The following is a 21,463-nucleotide window of genomic DNA, read 5'->3' as shown; positions in this document are numbered from 1 at the left end:
ATCACCCATCCGGGTGGCGACGTCAGGCCCGGCCGTACGCTTGGGACATGCCCCGGTACGAGTTCCGTTGCCGCGCCTGCGGCGACACCTTCGAGGTCAGCCGTCCGATGGCCGAGGCCGCGCAGCCGGCCGCCTGCCCGCAGGGCCACGCCGACACGGTGAAACTGCTGTCCACGGTGGCCGTCACCGGACGGGGCGGCTCCGCCCCGAGTGGTGGGATTCCCAGCGGCGGTGGTTGCTGCGGCGGCTCCTGCGGCTGCTGACTTTCCGCCTTCCGTCCCGCGGGTCGATCGGGGTCTTGCCGCCGGTGTGATCTTTTGGCACCTTGGGGCGGAATCTGCCCAGCCGTTCTCACGATGCGTGACGGCACGACCATAGGGCAGCATGAACCCGACGTCACCGGGCGGAGGTTCGACGTATGTCGCAAGGACACCACCTCCCCAGCGGGTGGGTGACCTTCGTGTTCACCGACATCGAGGGCTCGACGCGGCTGGCCCGGATGCTCGGCCCGGTCTACCGCCCGGTCCTGCACGAGCACCGGCGGCTGCTGCGCGACACCCTGGCCGGCACCGACGGAGCCGAGCTGCTGACCGAGGGGGACTCGTTCTTCCTCGCGTTCCCCGACGCCGCCGCCGCGGTCCGCGCCTGCCTGACCGCGCAGCGCGCGCTCGCCGGGCACGAGTGGCCCAACCCGGACGCCACCCCCCGGGTACGGATGGGACTGCACACCGGCTACGCCGAGCCCCGCGACGGCGAGTACGCCAGCCCCGAGGTGCACCGGGCCGCCCGGGTGGCCGCCGCCGCGCACGGCGGGCAGGTGCTCTGCTCGGCCGCCACCGCCCGGCACGCCGACCCGCTGCCGGACGGGGTGTCCCTGCTGGACCTCGGACTGCACCGGCTGCGCGGCTTCGACGACCGGGAGCGGCTGTTCCAGCTCGTCGCGCCCGGGTTGGAGCGGCGGTTCCCGCGTCCCCGTACCGCCGACGCGACGGCGCACAACCTGCCCACCCAGGTCACCTCGTTCGTCGGCCGGCAGGCCGAGCGCGCCGAGCTGGGGCGGCTGGTCGAGGCGTACCGCCTGGTGACGGTGCTCGGCGCGGGCGGCGCCGGCAAGACCCGGCTGGCGGTGGAGCTGGCCTCCGGACTCGTCGAGGACTACCCGGACGGCGTCTGGTTCGTCGACATCGCCGCGGTGACCGACCCGGGGCTGGTGGCGTTCGAGATCGCCGCCGTGCTCGGCCTGCGCCCGGAGCCCGGCCGGCCGATGGTCGACACCCTTGTCGAGTACGCGGCGCCGCGCCGGATGCTCGTGCTGCTCGACACCTGCGACGCCCAGACCGCCGCGTCGGCCGAGGTGATCGGCCGGCTGCTCGCCGGTGGCCGGGGTGTGCGGGTGCTGGCGACCAGCCGGGAGTCGTTCGGCGTACCCGGCGAAGTGGTGTGGCGGATACCGCCGCTGTCGGTGGACGAGGGCCCCGACGGTGGTGGGAGCGACGCGGTGGCGCTGTTGCTGGACCGTACCGCAGTGGCCCGCGGCGGCCGGGCGCCGGAGCCGGCCGAGCAGGCCGACCTGCACCGGGTGGTACGCCGCCTGGACGGGTTGCCGCTGGCCATAGAGCTTGCCGCCGCCCGGCTGAGGGTGCTCTCGGCCGGGCAGCTGGCCGAGCGGCTGGACGACATGCTGGGCACGCTCGACGCCGGGCGGGAGACGGCGGAACCGCCACCGGTGGAGGCGGGCTGGAGCGGCAACCAGCAGGACACGGTGGACCTGGTGGCCGCCGCTACCGGCGCTGCACCGCCCACCCCGGCGACACGGGCGGTGCAGCGGTCGGCGAGCGAGCGGCACCTGACCATCCAGGCCACTGTGACCTGGTCGTACCGGACGCTCGGCGCGCGCTCGGCGCGGCTGCTGCGCTGGATGGCGGTGTTCGCCGGGCCGGTGGACCTGCCGACCGTGCAGTGGCTGCTCGACGAGGATCCGCTCGACCCGCTCTCGGTGCTCGTGGACAAGTCGATGGTGCTGGCCGAGCCGCACGCCTCCGGCAGCACCTACCGGATGCTCGACCCGATCCGGGCGTACGCCGCGCGGCGGCTGGTCGAGGCCGGCGAGGAGCAGAGCGCCCGGGACCGGCACGTCGCCTGGTGCCGGCACGCGCTGGACCGGGCGCACCTGGGCCCGGACGGCCGCCCGGTGACGCTCTCCCTGTACGCGCTCGACCCGCTGGCCAACGAGTTGCGGGCCGCGTTGCGCTGGTGTGCCACCGGCGGCAGCGCCCGGTCGGGCCTGTCGCTCGCCGGTGACCTGGATCAGTGGTGGCGGGAGCGCGGCCTGGCCCGGGAGGGGCGGCTCTGGCTGTTCCGGCTCTACGGCCGGCTCGCCGAGACCGGCGAGCCGATGCCGGACGCCGAACTGGCGGCCGCGTATCACATGCACTCGCTGCACGCGGGCGCGGACGGCGAGTTCGGCGAGGAGCTGCGGTACTCGCAGCGGGCCGAGGCGGCCGCCCGGCAGTCCGGTGACCGGGGGCTGCTGGCCCGGGTGCTGGCCGGGCGCGCGGCGCCGCTCGTCGACATGGGGCAGTTCGCCGAGGCGGAGCGGATCTGCCGCGAGGTGATCGACTGGGCGTACGCGCAGGACGTGGTGGGGGACGCGCTGCTGGCCGTCTACAACCTCGCCGAGCTGCTCTGGCGCCGGGGTGCGCTGGACGAGGCGGCCGACCTGCTCGCCGCGGCCCGTCCGGTCGAGGCGGCCCGGCCGGCCGAGCGGGGCGGCCGGTCGGTGGACATGCTGCTCGGCATGGTGGCCCTGGCCCGGGGTGATCTGGTCGCCGCGCACGAGCACCTGCTGGTGGCGTTGCGGTCCCGGATGAGCCACGGCTACCTGGGCCGGGCCTGCGACACGATAAACGCGATAGCGGTGCGCTGCGCGCTCGCCGGGGACGCGCTGGCGGCGGCCCGGCTGTTCGGGGCGGCGCAGGCCACCCGGGCGAACCTGCGGGCCACGCCGGGGATATACGGCCCGTACTGGTCGGCCCGGCAGGCGGAACTGCGGCGGGTGCTCGGCGACGAGGCGTTCGACGCCGCCTACGGGGCCGGGACGGGGCTGCGGCTGGACGAGGTGGCGGCGCTGGCGCTGCACGTCGAGCACCCGGACCTGGCCGCCGACTCGCCCCGGTTCGGCGCGCGGCCGCCGGGTTCCTGGCCGGCGTTCGAGCCACGCAGCACAGCCGGCTGAGCGGGCCGACCGCGCTGGAGGACGGCCGGGCGCAGCGGTCGGCCGGTGAGCCGGAGGGGAGCCCGCCGGGCGGCGGACTCCCCGGCGCGGTGCGTCAGGTGAGGGCGGCGGCGCGGCGCTGGGCGTCGGCCTTCATCCGGGCGGCGCGGTCGAGGTCGGCCTGCGACACGGCGGCGACCGAGCCGAAGACGCTCACCGCCTGGTAGTACGTCCAGGCGAGGCTGTAGCAGGCGGGCCGGACCACCGCGTTGTACGTGGCGCAGACCCGCTTCAGGTCGGCGTAGAAGGCGCTGTCCAGGCGGGACTTGCTGGACGAGAAGACGCCCATCGCCTTGTGGTTGCGGTAGCCGAAGTCGTGCCGGTAGCAGGAGAGCTTGAAGTTGAACCCGACCGGGTTGTCCGGGCTGGACGAGCAGTAGTCGGTGGACCAGTCGAAGCCGTACTCGGTCCAGGGCGCCCGGTTCTGCCGGGCGCTGTTCCAGGCGTTGTAGCTGGACGCGCTGGTCTGCGTCCAACTGGTCAGGACGGACAGCTTCTGCTGGGTGCTCACCGCGGCGGCGGCCGGTGTCGCCAGGCCGAGCAGCGTGAGCAGGGCGAGCGCGCCGGCGGCGAGGGTGGTGGCGAGTCGACGGGACACGGGAACCTCCGGGGGGTGGTGGCCGGGATCTCCGGATGTCGACAAGTGTCGATCAAATCGGTGAGCTGGGGCGATGCCTCGGGGAACGGCTCGCTGACATCCGCCTGAACAGACGAATGCCCCCGGGCCGGCGAGGCGGCCCGGGGGCATCCGGGGTGGATCAGCGGACGAAGCGCGGCGGGCTCGCCGGGCTCTCGTTCGCCAGCCGGTCCAGCGCGGTCACGTAGTACGTGTACCGGGCGCCGTCGGCCGCCGTGGTGTCCACCCAGGACTGCACGGCGCCATCGGTGGCCCGGACGGTGCCGACCAGGTGCGAGGCGTCCGCGAAGTCGCAGCGCCCGGCCAGGCCGTGCCCGTCGAACCGGTAGATCGCGTACGACGCGGCGGTGCCGAGCGGGCCCTTGCCGTCGGCCGGCTGCCGCCAGCTCAGGCGTACCCCGTCCGCCTCCCGCTGGGCCTTGGTGACCACCGGGAACAGCAGCGGCTTGCGCGGCAGGTGCGTCATGGTGGGCACCAGCGCCGGGCGGGAGTAGTGCTCGGCGGCGTAGATGTCGGTGGCGCCGAGCCGGTTCGCCCGGACCTGCACCGCGGAGAAGTGCACGTTGCCGAGCACCTCCGGGTACGACCGGTTGAGCGTCAGGTGGTTCGACAGCTCCTGCGGGTTCATCCAGAACGACCCGTACGCCGGGTCTCCGCTCTTGTAGTCGGCTTGGCCGATGTAGAGCTGCACCCGCGTGCCGCGCACCTGCTCGGCCCACCACGGCACCAGCCGGGCGTAGTCGGCGGCCGGGTACTGGCCGATGTACCAGTAGAGCTGCGGCACGATGTAGTCGATCCACTCCTCCTTGACCCACTTGCGGGAGTCGGCGGAGATGATGTCGTACGACTGCGAGCCGGTGGTGTCCGAACCGTTCGGGTCGGCTGACGCGTTGCGCCAGATGCCGAACGGGCTGACGCCGAACTTCACATGCGGCTTGACCGCCTTGATCTTGGCGTTCATCTCCTGGATCAGCAGGTTGATGTTGTCCCGCCGCCAGTCGGCCTTGTCGGTGAAGCCCCTGTTGTACGCCGCGAACGTGGCGTCGTCGGGCACCTGGTGGGTGCCGCTCGGGTACGGGTAGAAGTAGTCGTCGAAGTGCACGCCGTCGATGTCGTACCGCTTGACCGCGTCCATCATCGCGGTCTGGACGAACTCGCGGACCTCGGGGACGCCGGGGTTGTAGTAGAGCCGGCTGCCGGCGACGCCGGCGGGCGGGTAGGCGAAGACCCAGTCGGGGTGCTGGCGGGCCGGGCTGTCCGGGGCCAGTTGCGACAGGTCGGCGCCGGCGCCGCCGGGCGCGGGCATCGAGACGCGGTACGGGTTGAACCAGGCGTGGAACTCCAGGTTGCGCTTGTGCGACTCGGCGACCAGGAAGGCCAGCGGGTCCCAGCCCGGGTTCTTGCCGCGTACGCCGGTCAGGTACTCCGACCACGGCTCGTACGGCGAGGGCCAGAACGCGTCGGCGGTCGGGCGGACCTGGACCACGACGGCGTTGTGGTTGAGCTTGCGGGCCAGGTCGAGCCAGGCCAGGTATTCGGCCTTCTGCTTGGCCACCTGGTCCGGCGCGGTCCAGGAGTCCTTGCTGGGCCAGTCGATGTTCGTCACCGAGGCGATCCACATGGCCCGGAACTGGCGCTTGGGGGTGGCCGGATCGGTGACGCAGTCGGTGGAGGGGGAAGTGGCGGTGCCGGTGTCGCCGGGGGCGGCCTGCGCCGGCGTGCCGGCGACCAGCGTGCCGAGCAGCGCCGCGGCCAGCGCGGCGGCTCCGAGCCGAGTTGCCTTCATGCGGTGCGGTCCCTTCGTCGGGTCCGGGGGGACGGTCGGCGGCGGAGCGTACGGCAAGATTCGCCGTGCCATCCATGCCGCCGGTAGAAAACTTTCATCTATCCGTGCCCGGCGCAAGACCCCGACCGGTGATCGATGTCCCGCGCCGTCCGACTCGGCCGGATCGTGACGATTCCGAGACCTGCGGTGCGGGATTGGAGCGGAAAACGGCTGGGTAGCTAGCCCGGTCACAGACCGCCACCGTGGCGGCCACACGGCGGGGGAGGTGATCAGATGTCGGTCCTGCGGACCAAGCCGATCGGCGACGTGCTCGCCCAGGGCGACGCCGACGGCGAGGACGGCAAACCGGGCCTGCGGCGCCGGCTCGGCGCGGTCGACCTGATGGGCTTCGGCATCGGCATCGTGATCGGCACCGGCATCTTCACGCTCACCGGCGTCGAGGCGCGCAACAGCGCCGGGCCCGGCGTGGTGATCTCGTTCGGCATCGCCGGCCTGGTCGCGCTGCTCGCCGCGCTCTGCTACGCCGAACTCGCCAGCAGCGTGCCGACCGCCGGCAGCGCCTACACCTACGCGTACGCGACGATGGGCGAGATCGTCGCCTGGATCATCGGCTGGGACCTGCTGCTGGAGTTCGCGCTCGGCGCGGCGGTGGTGGCCCGCGGCTGGTCCGGCTACCTCGCCGACCTGTTCGGCCTGCCCAGCGCCTGGTTCGCCGAAGAGGGCAGCGTCGTCAACCTCGGCGCGATCGGCATCGTGCTGGTGCTCGGTGTGGTCGCCATCGTCGGCATCCGCGAGTCGGCCCGGGTCACCAACCTGCTGGTGCTGGTCAAGGTGGCGATCTGCGCCTTCGTCATCATCGCCGGGCTGTTCTTCGTCAAGGCGGCCAACCTCAGCCCGTTCATCCCGTCCGCCGAGCCGGCCGGGGCCGGAGACGACGGCGTCAAGCAACCGGTCACCCAGGCCATCTTCGGGCTGGAACCCTCCGTCTTCGGCTTCGTCGGGGTGCTCACCGCCGCCGCCGTGGTGTTCTTCGCGTACACCGGGTTCGAGGCCGTGGCGAACCTGGGTGAGGAGACCCGCAAGCCCAAGCGGGACCTGCCGCTGGGTCTGCTCGGCACGCTGCTCATCTCGACAGTGCTCTACATCGGCGTCTCGCTCGTCGTGGTCGGCATGGTCAAGTACACCGAGATCGACGAGGGCGCGCCGATCGCGTCCGCGTTCCGGGCGGTCGGCGCCGGCTGGGCCGCGGTGCTCGTCTCCATCGCCGCCGTCGCCGGGCTCACCAGCGTGATCCTGGTCGACCTGGTGGCGATGGGCCGGATCGGCTTCGCCATCGCCCGGGACGGGCTCATCCCGCCCGCCATCGCGAAGGTGCACCCGCGCTGGGGTACGCCGTACCGGATCGCCGGGATCATGACGATCGCGGTGGCGCTGCTCGCCGGGTTCCTGCCGCTGTCCGCGCTTGCCGACCTGGTCAGCATCGGCGCGCTCTGCGCGTTCACGCTGGTCGCGATCGCGGTGCCGGTCCTGCGTAAGCGCCGCCCCGACCTGGAACGGCCGTTCAAGGTGCCGTTCTCGCCCGTGCTGCCGATCCTCACCGCGCTGGCGTGCCTCTACCTGAGCCTGAACCTGTCGGTGGAGACGTGGCTGCGGTTCCTCGCCTGGATGCTGATCGGCGCGGTCATCTACTTCGGGTACGGCCACCGCAAGAACCGGCTCGCCCGTCGCGAGCACTCGGACACCCCCGAGCCCGCCCCCACCCCCTGAGGCGGGCACCCGAAGAAGGGCCCCTTCTTAACGCCCGGCGTTAAGAAGGGGCCTTTCTGCTACCGGAGGCGTTAACAAGGGGCCCTTCCTTACCCGCTCACCCCTTCCGCTGCGGGAGACGCCCTGGATGACGTGTCACGGCGCCGGCACGAAGCGCAGCAGGTTCCAGGAGGTGGCCGGCAGCAGCACGGAGACCCGGCCGCCGTCGACAGCGGGAGTGGTGAGGTCCCGGGGTGTGACCCGCTCCGGGTCCGCCTCGGTGTTCGTGGCGTCCGGGTCGGTTCCGGCCGCCACTGTGGTGTGTGCCTCGGCTCGCAGGCCGGGCAGGCCGCGCAGGTCCAGGTCGAGCGGGACGTCCTGCGAGCTGCGGTTGACCGCGAAGACGGCCAGCGCGCCGGTCTCCTCGTCGTGCACGGCGACGGTGTCCAGCGCGGGCACGTCGCCGTACCGCCGGGTCTCGTGGGTGGGGCCGGTGGGCTCGGTCCGCAGCACGGTGCCGCGGGCGTACCGGGCGGTCAGCGCGAACGGGTGGAAGATGCTCTGCCGCCACGCCGGACCGCCGTTGCGGGTACGGATCGGGGCGATCACGTTGGCGAGCTGCGCCTGGCACGCCACGCCGATGCGGTCGGCGTGCCGGAGCAGGGTGATCAGCAGGTCGCCCACCACCACCGCGTCGATCGCGGTGTAGTCGTCCTCGATCAGCGCCGGCGCCTCGACCCAGCCACGCCGGTCCAGGTCGGACTGGAGGCGGGACTGGTACCAGACGTTCCACTCGTCGAAGGAGATCTTCAGCTTGCGCTTCTGCCGCAGCTTGGCGCCCACGTAATCGGCGGTGGCGACGACCTCGGTGATGAAGGCGTCCATGTCGACGGCGGAGGCGAGCAGGCTGGCCCGGTCGCCGTCGGAGGGGTCGTAGTAGGTGTGGGCGGAGATGTAGTCGACGTGCTCGTAGGTGTGCTCCAGCACCGTCGCCTCCCACGCGGCGAACGTGGGCATGCCCCGGCCGGAGCTGCCGCAGGCGACCAGGCTGATCGAGGGGTCGATCATCTTCATCGCGCGGGCGGTCTCGGCGGCGAGGCGGCCGTACTCGTCGGCGGTCTTGTGCCCGACCTGCCACGGCCCGTCCATCTCGTTGCCGAGGCACCACAGCCGCACCCCGTACGGCTGCTCGGCGCCGTGCTTGCGGCGCAGGTCGGACATCTGGGTGCCGCCCGGGTGGTTTGTGTACTCCAGCAGATCGAGCGCCTCGGTCACGCCGCGGGTGCCGAGGTTGACCGCCATCATCGGCTCGATCCCGGCCTCGGCCGCCCAGGTCATGAACTCGTCGAGCCCGAACTCGTTTGTCTCGACGGTCTTCCAGGCCAGGTCGAGCCGGCGCGGGCGGTCACCGACCGGGCCGATGCCGTCCTCCCAGCGGTAGCTGGAGACGAAGTTGCCGCCCGGGTAGCGGACCACGGAGACGCCCAGCTCACGGGTCAGGTCCAGCACGTCGCGCCGCAGCCCTCGCCGGTCGGCTGTGGGGTGGCCCGGTTCGTACACCCCGCCGTAGACGCAGCGGCCCATGTGCTCGACGAAGGAGCCGAAGATCCGGCGATCCGCTGGCGCGACCCGGAACGCCGGATCGATCGTGAGCTGCGCGTTCGGCACGATGGCAACCTCTCCCTCGCTGCTGGTTCGGGTGACCGCTGTCACTCCGTTGTCAGTGGTTTGTACAACGTTGTAAGCGCCCGTGTAAAGAGGCAGTTGCGTCGCCGTGGCGCGGTACAGTGCGGCCAGCGTTCACCGGAAGGAAGTGCAGTGCGGCACAGGCTCAAGGACGTCGCGGAGCGCGCCGGAGTGTCGGTGAAGACCGTCTCCAACGTCGTCAACGGCTACCAGCACGTGCGCGCCGACACCCGGGCCCGCGTCGAGGAGGCCATCGCCGCGCTCAACTACCGGCCCAACCTGTCTGCTCGCAACCTGCGCAAGGGCCGCACCGGGGTGATCGCGCTGGCCGTACCCGAACTGGACATCCCCTACTTCGCCGAGCTGGCCCGGCACGTCGTCACCGCCGCCGCCGACCACGGCTGGACGGTCCTGATCGACCAGACCGGTGGTCGCTCCGAGCGGGAGCGCAAGGCCGCCAGCGGGATCGGCGACCACATGATCGACGGCCTGATCCTGAGCCCGCTCGCGCTCACCGCCGACGACCTCGCCGCGCTGGCCGGCCTGCCCGTGGTGCTGCTCGGCGAACGCGTCGACCACGGCCCTGCCGACCACGTCATGATCGACAACGTGGCCGCCGCCCGCGAGATCACCGCCCACCTGCTCGGGCTCGGCCGCCGCCGGATCGCCGCGATCGGCTCCCGGCGGACCCCCGAGGGCGCGAGCGCCCGCCTCCGCCTGGCCGGCTACACCGCCGCGCTGGCCGAGGCCGGCATCGCGTACGACGAGCGCCTGGTGGCGCCCGCGCCGGCCTGGCACCGCGCGGACGGCGCCGCCGCCATGCGGCACCTGCTCACCACGGGGGTACGCCCCGACGCCGTCTTCTGCTTCAACGACACGCTCGCGCTCGGCGCGCTGCGTGCCCTGCACGAGATGGGCCTGCGCGTGCCCGAGGACGTCGCGGTGGCCGGCTTCGACGACATCGAGGACGGCCGCTTCTCGATCCCGACGCTGACCACTGTCGCCCCCGACAAGGAACGCATCGCCCGCCTCGCGGTAGAGCTCCTGGCGGGTCGCCTGGGCCCCGACCGCGACTCCCCACCGCGCGAACTGGTGGCCCCCCACCACCTGGCCCTGCGCGAGTCCGCCTAACCCGCGTTCTCGTCCCCGTCGATCATGAAGTTGACGGCGAAGTCGATCTCCTTGAGTGCCGCCAACTTCATGATCGACGGGGTGGTCCTGGGGGTGGTCCTGGGGGTGGTCGGCGAGGGTCAGTCGAAGAAGCGGGCCAGGTGGGACGGGGGTGGGGCGGGGGCGTCCGGCGGCAGGGGGGTCAGGTCGGCGAAGATCGAGGCGCCGTCGCAGCCGACGTGCAGCGGATACCAGCGCGGCGTACCGGGTGGGCGCTGACCGCAGATGCCCTTGAACGTCTGCACGTCGAGCAGGCGTACGTGCGTCGGGTCGGCCACCGCGTTGACGTGCCGCCACCAGGGGCTCATCACGTGCAGCACCCCGCCGGGCCGCAGCACCCGGTGGCACTCGTCGAACAGCGGCAGGAAGTCGATCAGGTGCTCGACGATGTGCACCGCGAAGAACACGTCCACCGAGTCGTCGCGCAGCGGCAGCGAGCCGGCCAGGTTGGCGACCGCGTTCACGCCCGGCGCCGGGTAGATGTCCAGCCCCAGGTTGCCCGGCCACTGCTTGGTCGCGCCGCAGCCCAGGTCGACCACCACCGGCGCCCGCCCGGCCACTGTGACCCGGCACCAGACCCCGAGTACGCCGGACAGCCGGCCGATCAGCTCCCGTACCAGCCGTAGCTGCTCCGGGTCGGCGACCTCGCCGGTCAGGTGCGCCACCCCCCGGTCGAAGCGCACCTCGACCGCTGTTCCGCGCAGCCGCTCGTCGTGCCGGACCATGTCGGCCCACGCCTCGGCGAGGAAGCCGTCGGTCTGCCGGAGTCGCTCACCCGAGAGCGCGGTCTGCCCCATCGCCACCATGCGCCACCTCCGGCGGCCCGTTACCCCCGATTCGCCCCGATATACCCCGCCAGCACGCCCCCGTCCACCCCGGCCCCCCGCTCAACCGCGCCCCGCCCGCGTCGGCCCCGCCCGCCCAATCGCGCCCCAGCCCTCCGTCCGACCACCGGCGTGTGCCTGAGATCTTGGAAGATTTCGGCCCCTATGGGGGCACTTTCCTTCCAAGATCTCCCGCGACTCGGGCGTGGATGGACCCAAACTCCTTGATCACCGCCGGTCTCGGGTCGGGTTGTGCGCGGCGATGGCGGGGGTCTGGGCTGCGCCTCGTCGATCATGGAGTTGCGGCCCGGACCAAGCTCGCGAAAGGGGCAGGCGAGGGCCGTCACTGCAAGATCAGCGGCGGGAGGGGAGAGAGGAAGGCGAGTCAGGGGGAGAGGGTTCGGCGGACTGTGCGGGAGCCTCGAATGCGCTGGCGCGGCTGGGCGGCCGCTGCCTTCGGGCGCTTGAGGTGGTAGCGGTGCAACTCGTTGTTGCCCGGCAGCGACGGGTCCTCGCTCATCGCGACCAGTTCCCAGCCCTGGTCACCGGCCCGGTTCAGGTGGGCCAGCGCGGTGTCGCCGTACGGCGTCACGTCGATCATGGAGCCGTCCGGGCCGTACCAGATGAAGACGACCTCCCACCCGGCGTCGGTGGCGGCGGCCTGGCGGCGGCGGACCAGCAGCGCGTACTCCCACTTGAGCATGCGCTCATTGTGGACCCGCGCGCGCCGGTCGGCACGGATCAGTGTTCGGCGATCCGTCCGTCCGCGACGCGCAGCCGCCGGTTCACGCTCACCGCGTCGAGCATCCGCCGGTCGTGGGTCACCAGCAGCAGCGTGCCGGGATAGGTGGCCAGCGCCGACTCCAGCTGCTCGATCGCGGCCAGGTCGAGGTGGTTCGTCGGCTCGTCGAGCACCAGCAGGTTCACGCCGCGCCCCTGGAGCAGGGCCAGCGCGGCCCGGGTCCGCTCGCCGGGCGACAGCGTCGCCGCCGGCCGCAGCACGTGGTCGGCGCGCAGCCCGAACTTCGCCAGCAGCGTGCGCACGTCGGCCGGGGCCAGGTCCGGTACGGCGGCGCCGAACGCGTCGAGCAGCGGCTGGTCGCCGAGGAACAGCCCTCGGGCCTGGTCGACCTCGCCCACCACCACACCCGGGCCGAGCGCTGCGTGCCCCTCGTCCAGTGGCAGCCGGCCGAGCAGCGCGGCGAGCAGGGTGCTCTTGCCGGAGCCGTTCGCCCCGGTGATCGCCACCCGGTCGGCCCAGTCGATCTGCAGGTCCACCGGCCCGAGCGTGAAGCCGCCACGGCGTACCACTGCTCCTCGGAGCGAGGCCACGACGGCGCCGGCGCGGGGCGCGGCGGCGATCTCCATCCGCAGCTCCCACTCCTTGCGCGGCTCCTCGACCACCTCCAGCCGCTCAATCAGCCGGGCGGTCTGCTTGGCCTTCGCGGCCTGCTTCTCGGTCGACTCGGCGCGGTACTTGCGGCCGATCTTGTCGTTGTCGGTGGCCTTGCGGCGGGCGTTCTTGACGCCCTTCTCCATCCACGCCCGCTGGGTGCGGGCGCGCGCCTCCAGGTCGGCCTTCGTGTCGGCGTACTCCTCGTACTCCTCGCGGGCGTGCCGGCGCGCCACCTCCCGCTCCTCCAGGTAGGCCGCGTAGCCACCGCCGTAGTGGTTGACCTGCCGCTGGTGCAGGTCCAGCTCGACGATCCGGGTGACCGTGCGGGTGAGGAACTCCCGGTCGTGGCTGACCACCACGGTCCCGGCGCGCAGCCCGGTGACGAAGCGTTCCAGCCGGTCCAGCCCGGCCAGGTCGAGGTCGTTTGTGGGCTCGTCGAGCAGGAAGACGTCGTATCGGCTGAGCAGCAGCGACGCGAGCCCGGCGCGGGCGGCCTGCCCGCCGGACAGGCCGGTCATCGGATGGTCCAGGCCGACGTCGAGACCCAGCTCCGCCGCCACCTGCGCGGCCCGTTCGTCCAGATCCGCGCCGCCGAGGTCGAGCCAGCGTTCCAGAGCATTCGCGTACGTGTCGTCGGCGCCCGCCGTCCCGGCGGTGAGCGCCTCGGTGGCGGCATCAAGCGCGGCCTGCGCGGCGGTCACCCCGGTGCGCCGGGCCAGGAACTCGCGGACCGTCTCGCCGGGCCGGCGCTCCGGCTCCTGCGGCAGGTAGCCGACCGTCGCCGTGGGCGGGCTGAGCGAGACCGAGCCCTGCTCGCGGGGGACAAGACCGGCGAGGGTACGCAGCAGCGTGGACTTGCCAGCGCCGTTGACCCCGACCAGCCCCACCACGTCGCCGGGCGCGACGACCAGGTCGAGGTCTTCGAAGAGGAGGCGGTCACCGTGGCCGGCGGTGAGGTCCTTGGCGATCAACGTGGCGCTCATCAGATGACCGAGCCTACCGGCGGGCGCATCCGGATTACCGTGACCCGCGCTCGCGGCGGCGCCGGTCTGAGGGAGACTCACAGCCGTGGTGACCACACTGGCGATCGACTGTGGTGGCGGCGGGATAAAGGCCTCCGTACTGGATGCCGCCGGAACCATGCGCGCACGGCCGCTGCGCGTGCCCACGCCGTACCCGTTGCCGCCGGCCTTGTTCGTCAAGACGCTGCTGGATCTCGGTGCCCGCCTGCCCGCGGCGGACCGGCTCACCGTCGGCATGCCCGGCATGATCCGGCACGGCGTCGTGGTGGCGACGCCGCACTACGTGACCCGCTCCGGGCCGCGCAGCCGCGTCGATCCCGAACTTCTGGCCGAGTGGTCCGGGTACGACGCGCGCACCGCGTTGGCCGAGGCGTTCGGTGTGCCGGCGCTGGTGCTGAACGACGCCGAGGTGCACGGCGCGGGCGTGGTCGCCGGGACCGGCTGCGAGCTGGTGCTGACGCTCGGCACCGGGCTGGGCAGCGCGTTGTTCGACGGCGGGGTGCTGGCGCCGCACCTGGAGCTGTCGCACGCACCGGTGCGGTGGAACACCACGTACGACACGTACGTGGGGGAGCCGGAACGGCGGCGGCTCGGCGACGCGTTCTGGTCGCGGCGGATCCGGCAGGTGGTGGACGGCCTGCGGCCGGTGTTCCGCTGGGACCGGCTGTATCTCGGCGGCGGCAACTCGCGGCTGATCCGGCCCGAGCAGGTGGCCCGGATGGGCGACGACGTGGTGATCGTCCCGAACACTGCCGGAATCGTCGGTGGTGTCCGGGCCTGGGACCTGATCGGCGGCCGGTACGACCCGACCACCTGATCTTCGCCCCGAGGAACACTCGCGCTCGCGCCGGTGTTGTGCCAGCGTCGGACCTAGGGCCTGGCGCGACACGAGGAGGTGGGTCGAGTGGATCTTCTGGCGGAGTACCGGCGGGCGACCATGTTCTTCGAAGCGGGTGACCCGACCGGAGCGGCCCGGCTGCTCGAACCGATCATCGAGGCGGAGCCGGACAACTCCTCGGTCCGGCAGCTGCTGGCCCGCGCGTACTTCCAGTCGGCCCAGCTCAACCGGGCCGAGGAGCAGCTGCGCGAGCTGGTCGACCGGGACCCGAGCGACCACTACGCGCACCACGTGCTCGGCCGCACGCTGGAGCGGATGAACCGGCCGGTGGACGCGCTGCGGCACCTGCGCATCGCGGCAGCGATGTACTCGACGAACACCGACTACGCCACCGCGCTGCGCCGGGTGGAGGGCAAGGTCGGTCGTTGACCGATGACGCGGAAGGGCAGCCCGCCCGGGCTGCCCTTCGGCGTACCTAGGATGGGACCGTGAAGCTCAAGCTCGATCTCCACGACATCTACAACAAGGGCCACGACATCGATCGTGCGCTGCGCGGGATCATGGACGAGGCGGTGGCGAAGAAGGCCACGCTCGTGGAGATCATCCCGGGCAAGGGCTCCGGCGCGTTGAAGAAGAAGGTGCTGCGCTTCCTCGACCAGAAGGACGTGAAGCAGCTCTACCACCGGGTCGAGAAGGACTCGAAGAACTTCGGCCGCCTTTTCGTGCACTTCCGCTGGAAGTAGCGGTATCCCGGTCACTTCAACCGATCGACGAGGCGAGGTGCAGAGGATGGACGAGCATGCCGGCAAGCAGGAGGGGCCGTCCGCAGAAGAACTCGCGCGTCGCACCAGGTGGTTTGAGCAGTACGTCGAGGGGCTGAACCAGCGTTCTGTGGTGGCCGAGGCGGGTGGCGAACCCTACGCGTGTCCCTGCTGCCGGCACCCGACGCTCGAAGGGCGAGGTCAGTTCGAGATCTGCTTCGTGTGCGGTTGGGAGGACGACGGGCAGGACGACGAGGACGCGGACACGGTGCGGGGTGGCCCCAACGGTTCGCTCAGTCTGACGGATGCCCGTCGTGCCTACGCCGAACGGCCGGTCAGTCTGTCGGATGCGCGGCGTGCCTATGCCGAGCGACGAGCCCGTTGGGAGCACAGACGCCGTCGATCAACGCCCGGGACGGCTTGACGTGCTCGGACGGCACACCCGGTCGCATCCGGCCAGCGCTCAGGCGCTCTGGGGTGGTGGCGCCTTCGCGTCTGCTCACCAGGTCAGGCTGCGGTGAGCACCGTTATGGGGAGGCCGAAGGTGGTTGTTCCGGGACCGTGCCCGACGCCGATCAGGACCCGGTTGCCGAGCGGAGCGGCCAGGCGCACCACCACCTCGCGCTCCTCGGCGTAGTCCAGCCGATAACCGTTCCCGTCGCGGGCGACCTCCACCGGCTCGACGAGCACCGCCGTGTCCGTCTCGAACACCTCGGCGTCGGGGTAGTCGGCGTATTGCGCGGGCGTTCCGATGAATCGGAACGTCAGGGTGCGCCCATCGTGCGCGAGCACGGCCTCCTCGTGATGAGCGGCTCCTACGCCGGGTGGCCGCCACGTCATCCGACGTTCGAAGTCCGGGTCCAAGGCGATGAACGGCCATCGCCGGTCGTCGGGGTGCATCATCCACGCCGGGAGTTCGCGTGTGCCCCGGTCGGTGGCGAACGGTCCGTTCGCCCGGATGATGTTCGCCAGCGGTCTCTGCGCTCCGCTCTGCACGTCACGGCAGTAGTCGACGGCGGCCGGCGCGATCTCCGGCGGCAACTCGGACTCCGGGACGCCGGGGGCGTCGAACAACGACCGCCACTGCGTGTCCACCATGAGTCGGTCGAGCGCTCTGATGCCCATCGCTGTCAGCACGATCGGACGCGGCTCGCGGTGAACGGGGAAACCGTCCCACATCGCCAGCGCCTGCCGCGCACACTCCGGATCGCTTGGCACGTCGCCAGCCTAGCCACCTGTGGACACTCGGCGGCGTGCCCCAGTCGGCGAACCGCCCTCGCCGCACCGACAGAGCCTGTGCAGTTCGCCGAGCCGCACGTCGCCTACGACATAAGGGGATACCGTGAGACCCGGTTGGGAGATCACGAGTAGCCGGTTACGCCGGGCGGCCGCCGAACACCCAGTTGTGCACCTCGACCTCGGCGTACCGGTCAGCGGCCAGCACGGCGCGCGCCTCGTCCGGCCCGGTCGCCCGCACCAGCGCCGCCGTCCCCACCCACGTCACGCCGTCGTCGGACAGCAACGGCCCGTACGCGATCAACTCGTCCTGCCGCTGCGGAAGCACCGGGCCGTCGTCCTGCTCCGGGCCGAGGCCCAGCACCAGGTAGCGGTTGCCGCCGGTCCGGCCGCCGGGGAAGTCCCACATGGTGCGGTCCAGCATGTTCCGCCACCGGCGCAGCATCACGTCCCGGTACGCGCCGGCCTGGTAGTTGGGCTCGTCGAAGGCGAACGCCCGCGCGTCGGCGAGGCCGGGCAGGCCCAGGATGTGCACGCTTCCCGTCGGAGTGCCGTCGACGGCAAGGGTCGGGCCGCGCGCGATCATCTGCTCCGCGAACCGGTCCATGTAGGCCCAGTGCTCCTCGACCAGGTCACTCCGCAACGCCTTCGAGCCGTGCCGGTCCCGGTGGTAGCAGAAGAAGTCCATGCCCTCAGCCGGCCAGCTCGGTGGAGCCGTCCCAGCCGTTGTATCCCTGCTGCGTGATCCCGCCGTCGGCGTAGGTGTAGGACCAGCGTTCGCCCGTCTCGCCCTCGAACCGGACGGTTCCCGCGCGTACGAACGGGGCCAGCGCGACGTAGAAGGCGATGGCCTGGCCCGACCACTTGAAGTCGTCCCGGCTCTGGCCGACCTCGATCCAGTCGCCGTCGCGGACGAACGTGGCCGCACCCACCCACGCCATGTCGGTCAACGTCTCGGGCGTGGGTGGCAGGTCCGGGTCGAACCAGCCGTCCCGCTGGGAGCAGGCGACCCGGACAGCGGCGAGAGCGGCCGCCTCGTCGCCCTCGGGAAGGTGCAGGCGGCCGGACGGCTCCACGTTGTATCCCACGGCACCGATGCTAGGGAGATCCACTGACGCTGTCAGACCCGCTCGCGGGATCATGCCGACTCCAGTACGCCGAAGTGGCGGTATCACGGCGCGCGGATACCGCCACTTCGGCGAGGTGGTGTCGATCAAGCGCTGGTGTCGATCAAGCGGCGGTCAGAGCGGGTACGTGCGCGCCACCGCCAGCATCTCCGAACTGTGCGAGCCGACCACTCCCACACCCGCCGGCCGCTTCCGGAACCCGGGCACCCCGGAGACCCCGTCACTGGCGTCCATCGCCCGCACCGACACGGCACCGCCGCGCGGCACGAGCGTCAGCGTGACCTCGACACCCTCCGGCGGCGGGGCGTGGAACACGATCCCGAACCCCCACTTCCCGTCGCCCGGCTCGACCGGCACGCTCCGCCCGGCCACCGTGGCGGACCGCACTGTGGCGGTGCCGGTGTCGACGTGCAGTGTGAGCAGGCGTACCTGCCGCTGCGGCACCACCCGCACGCGCAGCACACGCTGGTCACCGTCGCGGGTGTCGGAGAGCGTCTCCACCTTCGGCGCGGGCAGCGGCGCGGCCGTGGCCGGCCCGGCGCGCATCTCGCCGTCGCCCAGCCCGGGGAAGTCGTCGGCCAGCGAGATGCTCCGGTCGACGTAACCGTCGGTCCAGGGCTGCGGCTTCTCCTCGCGAGTCAGCCACGCCGCCTTCCCGGTGCCCGCGTCCAGCGCGTACATCAGATGGGTCGGCACGGGATGTGCGGCGTCGAAGCGGTCCACTGCGAGGCCGACCCCGGTGAGCACCACCGCCGCCAGCGCGGCGGCCGCGGCGGGCAGCGCGCCGAGCCGGCGTGCGCGCAGCGCGAGCAGGCCGCGCTGGCCGCCGGCCCGTGGGTGCAACAGGTCCACCACCGGGAGTACGGCGAGGCCGAGCAGCACCGCGACGAGCGCGGCTACCGCGCCCATGCCCATGCCGAGCGCCGGGAACAGCAGCACCACCGGAGGCAGCAGGATCACCACTGCCACCGCGGCGGCGAGCGTCACCGCGACCACCGGCCACGGTCCGTCGCGGCGGGTGGCGAGCGCGGCGAAACCGGCGAGCGCACCGGCCAGGGCGGGCAGTGTCGTCAGGTACGCCCCGCCGGGTACCGCCACGGCGAGCAGCACACCGAACACGGCGAGCCAGGCCAGCCCGCCGAACGCCAGCGCGGCCGGGCCGACGCGGCGGCGCAGCAGCGCGTACCAGCAGAACAGCACCGCGGCGGCGAGCGCCACGACGGCGAGCCGATACCAGACCGGGCGGTACGGGTCGAGCAGTTCGGCGTACCCGGGGCGGATCGTGGTGATCGCGGCCCAGAGCAGCCACGCGCCGAGCGGTGCCACGACGACCGGCACCAGGGTGAGGCCGAAGCCGGCGGCGAGCGTGCCGGCGGTGGCCCGGCCCCGACGGCGCAGGAGCCAGCCGAGGGCGCCGACGGCGAGCAGCGCGATCACGGCCAGCGGCACCGTCAGCCAGCCGGGGTAGCTGATCAGGCCGCCGAGCACCGGGAAGTAGGTGTCGTCGTGGTCGGCGCTCAGGTCACTCAGATCGGTACGGCCGAACTCGCGGGCCAGGCCGAGCGCGTTGTCACCGTGCATCTGGAGGCTGCCCCGGTCCATCCGGGCCGGCACGTCCAGCGGGGTGTGGTAGATCGCGCCGCCGTCGATGTACGCGGAGTTCAGCCCGACGAACTTCCGGTCCAGGAACGCGGTGAAGTCGGTGTCGTTCGGCAGCGCCCGGTAGATCTCCACCGCGAACGAGGTGCCCACCGGGTGCGGCGCGGCCCTGCCGAAGATCTCGACCAGCTTCGCGTTGTCCCGGGACGTCTCGAACATGATCACCGGGCCGGTGGAGCCACGCGCCTCCAGGTTGAGCACCACCCCGCCGTCGCGGGCGAGCGGATGGTCGCCGGCGAACCCGGCGGCCCCGCACAGGCACGCCTCCTCCGCGTCGGTCAGCACGAAGACGATGTCGTTGCGGGGGCGCGGGCCGGTGGTCAGCGCCCGGGCCACCTCCAGGATCGCGGCGGTGCCGGCCGCGTCGTCGTTGCCGCCCGGCCCGGTCTGCACCGAGTCGTAGTGCGAGACCAGGAACACCTTCCCGGTCGGGTCGGTGCCGGGAAGCCGGGCCACCACGTTGCGGACCCGGGCCAGCGTCGCCCCGCCCGCCGCGCCGGACAGCTGCCCGGCCTCGGGCGCGACCGTGTCCTGCACCTCGGTCTGAAGGCCCAGCCCGCGCAGCGTCGCCACCAGGTGCTCGCGTACCCGGTCGTTTGCGGCACTGCCCGCCACGTGCGGCTCGGCGGCGATCACCTCGACGTTGCGGAACGCCCGGGCGGCGCTGAAGTCGCCGGCGGGCGCGTCCGCCGGACGTGGCGCCGGGGTGGAGAGGCCGACCAGGACGCCCGCCCCGACGGCGAGCAGCGCGACGAGCGCGGCCAGGGCGGCGATCGGCCGGCGGCGGGGCCTGCTGAACGCGCGGTCGGCGGGGCGGGTGGGGGGTGCGCCCACAGGGACTCCTCGGGGTGGATCTACGGGGTGGGGATCATCCTGCACCCCCGAGGGCCGCGGCGGCAGTCCTCGGTCGGTGCGCTGCGGGCGTGACAGCGCTCCCGGCGTAACATCGTGGGTCGACCGTGCCGCTGTCGGGGTGGGACCGTTGTGTCAGCCAGGATCAGCAGGGCATTCGGAAGGAGTCCGACATCACCAGCGAACTCCCGCGTCTCGCGGCGGTGACCCGACCGGTCCGTGGGGCCGGCGCGTCGGGTGCCGCCTACGTGCCGTCGGCCGGGGCGGGGCTGCACGGCGGCGTACCGCCGGGCGAGCGGCTGCGGGTGCTGCTGGTCGAGGACGACGAGGGCGACGCCTTCCTGGTCGGCGAGCTGCTCGCCGAGACCAACTCGATGATCGACCTGCTGGTCGCCACCAGCCTCAGCGAGGCCCGGCAGCGGGTGATGGGCGTGGACTGCGTCCTGCTCGACCTGGGCCTGCCGGACGCGCAGGGCCTGGACGGCCTGCGCCGGGTGCTGGAGATGGCCAGCGGCGCCGCCGTCTGCGTCCTGACCGGCCGCTCGGATGAGCACCTGGGCATCGTCGCGGTCGCCGAGGGCGCGCAGGACTACCTGGTCAAGGGCCAGGTCGACGGGGTCCTGCTGACCCGGGCGCTGCGGTACGCGGTCGAGCGCAAGCGCGCCGACGAGAACGCCCGCCGGCTGCGCGAGGTGGAGCTGCGCCAGGCCGAGTCCGCCCGCCTGGAACGCGGCCTGCTGCCGCAGCCGCTGATGACCACCGACGAGGTGTCGGTGCACACGTTCTACCGGCCCGGCCGGCATGCCGCGCTGATCGGCGGCGACTTCTACGACGTGGTGCAGACCCGGCCGGACCGGATCGACCTGATCGTCGGCGACGTCTGCGGGCACGGCGTGGACGAGGCGGCGCTCGGCGTCGAACTGCGCGTGGCCTGGCGGGCGCTGGTGCTGGCCGGGGTGCCGGACGACGAGGTGCTGCCCGCGCTGGAGCAGGTGCTGATGAGCGAGCGCCGCCTCCAGGAGATCTTCGCGACGGTGGCCACCACCCGGCTCGACCTGGCGTCGGCGCGGGCCACCGTACGCCTCGCCGGTCATCCGCCGCCGCTGCTGCTCAGCGGCGGGACTGTCGCGCCGGTGCCGGCCAAGGGCGGGTTGCTGCTGGGCGTACGCCCGCGCCGCCCGGTCGCCTTCGACCTGGAGTTCGACACCGACGACTGGTCCCTGCTGATGTACACCGACGGCCTGATCGAGGGCCGGGTGGACGGCGGTGACGAACGGCTCGACGTACCGGGCCTGACCGGGCTGCTCGCCGACCCGGCGAACCGGGCGGTGCCGCTGGCCGAGCTACCCGCCTGGCTGGTCGGACGGGCCGAGCAGATAAACGGTGGCCCGCTGGCCGACGACGTGGCGATGTTGCTGGTGACCCGCGGTAGTGGTCGTTGAAGGGCTA

At 72.5% G+C, this 21,463-nt stretch carries 19 protein-coding genes; 9 read left to right on the top strand and 10 right to left on the bottom strand.

Annotated elements, in window-relative coordinates; genetic code table 11:
• Positions 1–47: 47 nt before the first annotated feature.
• Together IRY44_RS18250 and IRY44_RS18245 are read left to right on the top strand one after the other, a co-directional pair.
• Complete coding sequence (locus tag IRY44_RS18250; RefSeq protein ID WP_194801505.1) at positions 48–263, top strand: zinc ribbon domain-containing protein; 216 nt, start codon at positions 48–50, stop codon at positions 261–263.
• Positions 264–418: 155 nt separating this feature from the next.
• Positions 419–3,235: an adenylate/guanylate cyclase domain-containing protein gene (locus tag IRY44_RS18245; RefSeq protein WP_194801504.1), complete on the top strand. Its 2,817-nt coding sequence runs from the start codon at positions 419–421 to the stop codon at positions 3,233–3,235.
• A 94-nt stretch (positions 3,236–3,329) separates the two neighbouring features.
• On the opposite strand, the gene IRY44_RS18240 is transcribed toward IRY44_RS18245, so the two are convergent.
• Both IRY44_RS18240 and IRY44_RS18235 read right to left on the bottom strand, forming a co-directional pair.
• Positions 3,330–3,872: a phospholipase gene (locus tag IRY44_RS18240; protein ID WP_194801503.1), complete on the bottom strand. Its 543-nt coding sequence runs from the start codon at positions 3,870–3,872 to the stop codon at positions 3,330–3,332.
• 160 nt (positions 3,873–4,032) lie between these two features.
• Complete coding sequence (locus IRY44_RS18235) at positions 4,033–5,697, bottom strand: glycoside hydrolase family 10 protein (RefSeq protein ID WP_194801502.1); 1,665 nt, start codon at positions 5,695–5,697, stop codon at positions 4,033–4,035.
• 273 nt (positions 5,698–5,970) lie between these two features.
• Here IRY44_RS18235 and IRY44_RS18230 point away from each other — a divergent pair, with 273 nt between their 5' ends.
• A complete protein-coding gene (locus IRY44_RS18230; RefSeq protein WP_194801501.1) occupies positions 5,971–7,464 on the top strand; it encodes an amino acid permease in 1,494 nt (497 codons plus the stop codon).
• 135 nt (positions 7,465–7,599) lie between these two features.
• Here IRY44_RS18230 and IRY44_RS18225 read toward each other — a convergent pair whose 3' ends face one another.
• Entirely contained in the window at positions 7,600–9,111 is a 1,512-nt protein-coding gene (locus tag IRY44_RS18225) for an alpha-N-arabinofuranosidase (protein ID WP_194801500.1), read from the bottom strand.
• Positions 9,112–9,261: 150 nt separating this feature from the next.
• Here IRY44_RS18225 and IRY44_RS18220 point away from each other — a divergent pair, with 150 nt between their 5' ends.
• On the top strand, positions 9,262–10,260 hold the full coding sequence (locus IRY44_RS18220; RefSeq protein ID WP_194801499.1) for a LacI family DNA-binding transcriptional regulator: 999 nt from the start codon (positions 9,262–9,264) through the stop codon (positions 10,258–10,260).
• A gap of 119 nt (positions 10,261–10,379) precedes the next feature.
• Here IRY44_RS18220 and IRY44_RS18215 read toward each other — a convergent pair whose 3' ends face one another.
• The 3 genes from IRY44_RS18215 to IRY44_RS18205 form a co-directional block, all read right to left on the bottom strand.
• Positions 10,380–11,105: a methyltransferase domain-containing protein gene (locus IRY44_RS18215; protein WP_194801498.1), complete on the bottom strand. Its 726-nt coding sequence runs from the start codon at positions 11,103–11,105 to the stop codon at positions 10,380–10,382.
• A 403-nt stretch (positions 11,106–11,508) separates the two neighbouring features.
• Positions 11,509–11,826, bottom strand: coding sequence for a hypothetical protein (locus IRY44_RS18210; RefSeq protein ID WP_194801497.1), 318 nt, complete (start codon positions 11,824–11,826; stop codon positions 11,509–11,511).
• Positions 11,827–11,864: 38 nt separating this feature from the next.
• The gene (locus IRY44_RS18205; protein ID WP_194801496.1) at positions 11,865–13,502 is read right to left on the bottom strand and encodes an ABC-F family ATP-binding cassette domain-containing protein; all 1,638 of its coding nucleotides are present in this window, start codon (positions 13,500–13,502) and stop codon (positions 11,865–11,867) included.
• A gap of 85 nt (positions 13,503–13,587) precedes the next feature.
• Between IRY44_RS18205 and IRY44_RS18200 the strand changes: the two genes are divergently transcribed.
• The 4 genes from IRY44_RS18200 to IRY44_RS18185 all read left to right on the top strand — a co-directional run bounded on the left by IRY44_RS18200 (position 13,588) and on the right by IRY44_RS18185 (position 15,564).
• Positions 13,588–14,358: an ROK family protein gene (locus IRY44_RS18200; RefSeq protein WP_194801495.1), complete on the top strand. Its 771-nt coding sequence runs from the start codon at positions 13,588–13,590 to the stop codon at positions 14,356–14,358.
• Positions 14,359–14,445: 87 nt separating this feature from the next.
• Positions 14,446–14,808, top strand: a complete 363-nt coding sequence (locus IRY44_RS18195; protein ID WP_018787684.1) for a M48 family metallopeptidase — start codon at positions 14,446–14,448, stop codon at positions 14,806–14,808.
• Between the two features lie 59 nt (positions 14,809–14,867).
• Positions 14,868–15,122, top strand: coding sequence for a Smr/MutS family protein (locus IRY44_RS18190; RefSeq protein WP_013288724.1), 255 nt, complete (start codon positions 14,868–14,870; stop codon positions 15,120–15,122).
• A 46-nt stretch (positions 15,123–15,168) separates the two neighbouring features.
• Positions 15,169–15,564: a CPCC family cysteine-rich protein gene (locus IRY44_RS18185; RefSeq protein WP_194801494.1), complete on the top strand. Its 396-nt coding sequence runs from the start codon at positions 15,169–15,171 to the stop codon at positions 15,562–15,564.
• 83 nt (positions 15,565–15,647) lie between these two features.
• On the opposite strand, the gene IRY44_RS18180 is transcribed toward IRY44_RS18185, so the two are convergent.
• The 4 genes from IRY44_RS18180 to IRY44_RS18165 form a co-directional block, all read right to left on the bottom strand.
• On the bottom strand, positions 15,648–16,181 hold the full coding sequence (locus IRY44_RS18180) for a hypothetical protein (RefSeq protein WP_228532309.1): 534 nt from the start codon (positions 16,179–16,181) through the stop codon (positions 15,648–15,650).
• A 334-nt stretch (positions 16,182–16,515) separates the two neighbouring features.
• Positions 16,516–17,064, bottom strand: a complete 549-nt coding sequence (locus IRY44_RS18175) for a YciI family protein (protein ID WP_194801492.1) — start codon at positions 17,062–17,064, stop codon at positions 16,516–16,518.
• A 4-nt stretch (positions 17,065–17,068) separates the two neighbouring features.
• Positions 17,069–17,464, bottom strand: coding sequence for a hypothetical protein (locus tag IRY44_RS18170; RefSeq protein ID WP_194801491.1), 396 nt, complete (start codon positions 17,462–17,464; stop codon positions 17,069–17,071).
• A 153-nt stretch (positions 17,465–17,617) separates the two neighbouring features.
• Positions 17,618–19,996 (bottom strand): M28 family peptidase, encoded by a 2,379-nt coding sequence (locus tag IRY44_RS18165; RefSeq protein WP_194801490.1) that lies wholly within the window; start codon positions 19,994–19,996, stop codon positions 17,618–17,620.
• 221 nt (positions 19,997–20,217) lie between these two features.
• Here IRY44_RS18165 and IRY44_RS18160 point away from each other — a divergent pair, with 221 nt between their 5' ends.
• Entirely contained in the window at positions 20,218–21,456 is a 1,239-nt protein-coding gene (locus IRY44_RS18160) for a PP2C family protein-serine/threonine phosphatase (RefSeq protein ID WP_194801489.1), read from the top strand.
• Positions 21,457–21,463 lie beyond the last annotated feature (7 nt).

Origin of the sequence: Micromonospora sp. ANENR4, assembly GCF_015354395.1 — a bacterium.
GTDB lineage: Bacteria > Actinomycetota > Actinomycetes > Mycobacteriales > Micromonosporaceae > Micromonospora > Micromonospora aurantiaca.
Note: the sequence above shows the minus strand (reverse complement) of the source record. Positions and strands in the feature narration are given on the sequence as shown.

What these genes read in the sequence shown, in the direction of transcription:
- IRY44_RS18205 (WP_194801496.1), bottom strand. Translation starts at nt 13,502, where the DNA reads ATGAGCGCCACGTTGATCGCCAAGGACCTCACCGCCGGCCACGGTGAC.
- IRY44_RS18215 (WP_194801498.1), bottom strand. Translation starts at nt 11,105, where the DNA reads ATGGTGGCGATGGGGCAGACCGCGCTCTCGGGTGAGCGACTCCGGCAG.
- IRY44_RS18185 (WP_194801494.1), top strand. Translation starts at nt 15,169, where the DNA reads ATGGACGAGCATGCCGGCAAGCAGGAGGGGCCGTCCGCAGAAGAACTC.
- IRY44_RS18245 (WP_194801504.1), top strand. Translation starts at nt 419, where the DNA reads ATGTCGCAAGGACACCACCTCCCCAGCGGGTGGGTGACCTTCGTGTTC.
- IRY44_RS18230 (WP_194801501.1), top strand. Translation starts at nt 5,971, where the DNA reads ATGTCGGTCCTGCGGACCAAGCCGATCGGCGACGTGCTCGCCCAGGGC.
- IRY44_RS18235 (WP_194801502.1), bottom strand. Translation starts at nt 5,697, where the DNA reads ATGAAGGCAACTCGGCTCGGAGCCGCCGCGCTGGCCGCGGCGCTGCTC.
- IRY44_RS18210 (WP_194801497.1), bottom strand. Translation starts at nt 11,826, where the DNA reads ATGCTCAAGTGGGAGTACGCGCTGCTGGTCCGCCGCCGCCAGGCCGCC.
- IRY44_RS18250 (WP_194801505.1), top strand. Translation starts at nt 48, where the DNA reads ATGCCCCGGTACGAGTTCCGTTGCCGCGCCTGCGGCGACACCTTCGAG.
- IRY44_RS18175 (WP_194801492.1), bottom strand. Translation starts at nt 17,064, where the DNA reads ATGGACTTCTTCTGCTACCACCGGGACCGGCACGGCTCGAAGGCGTTG.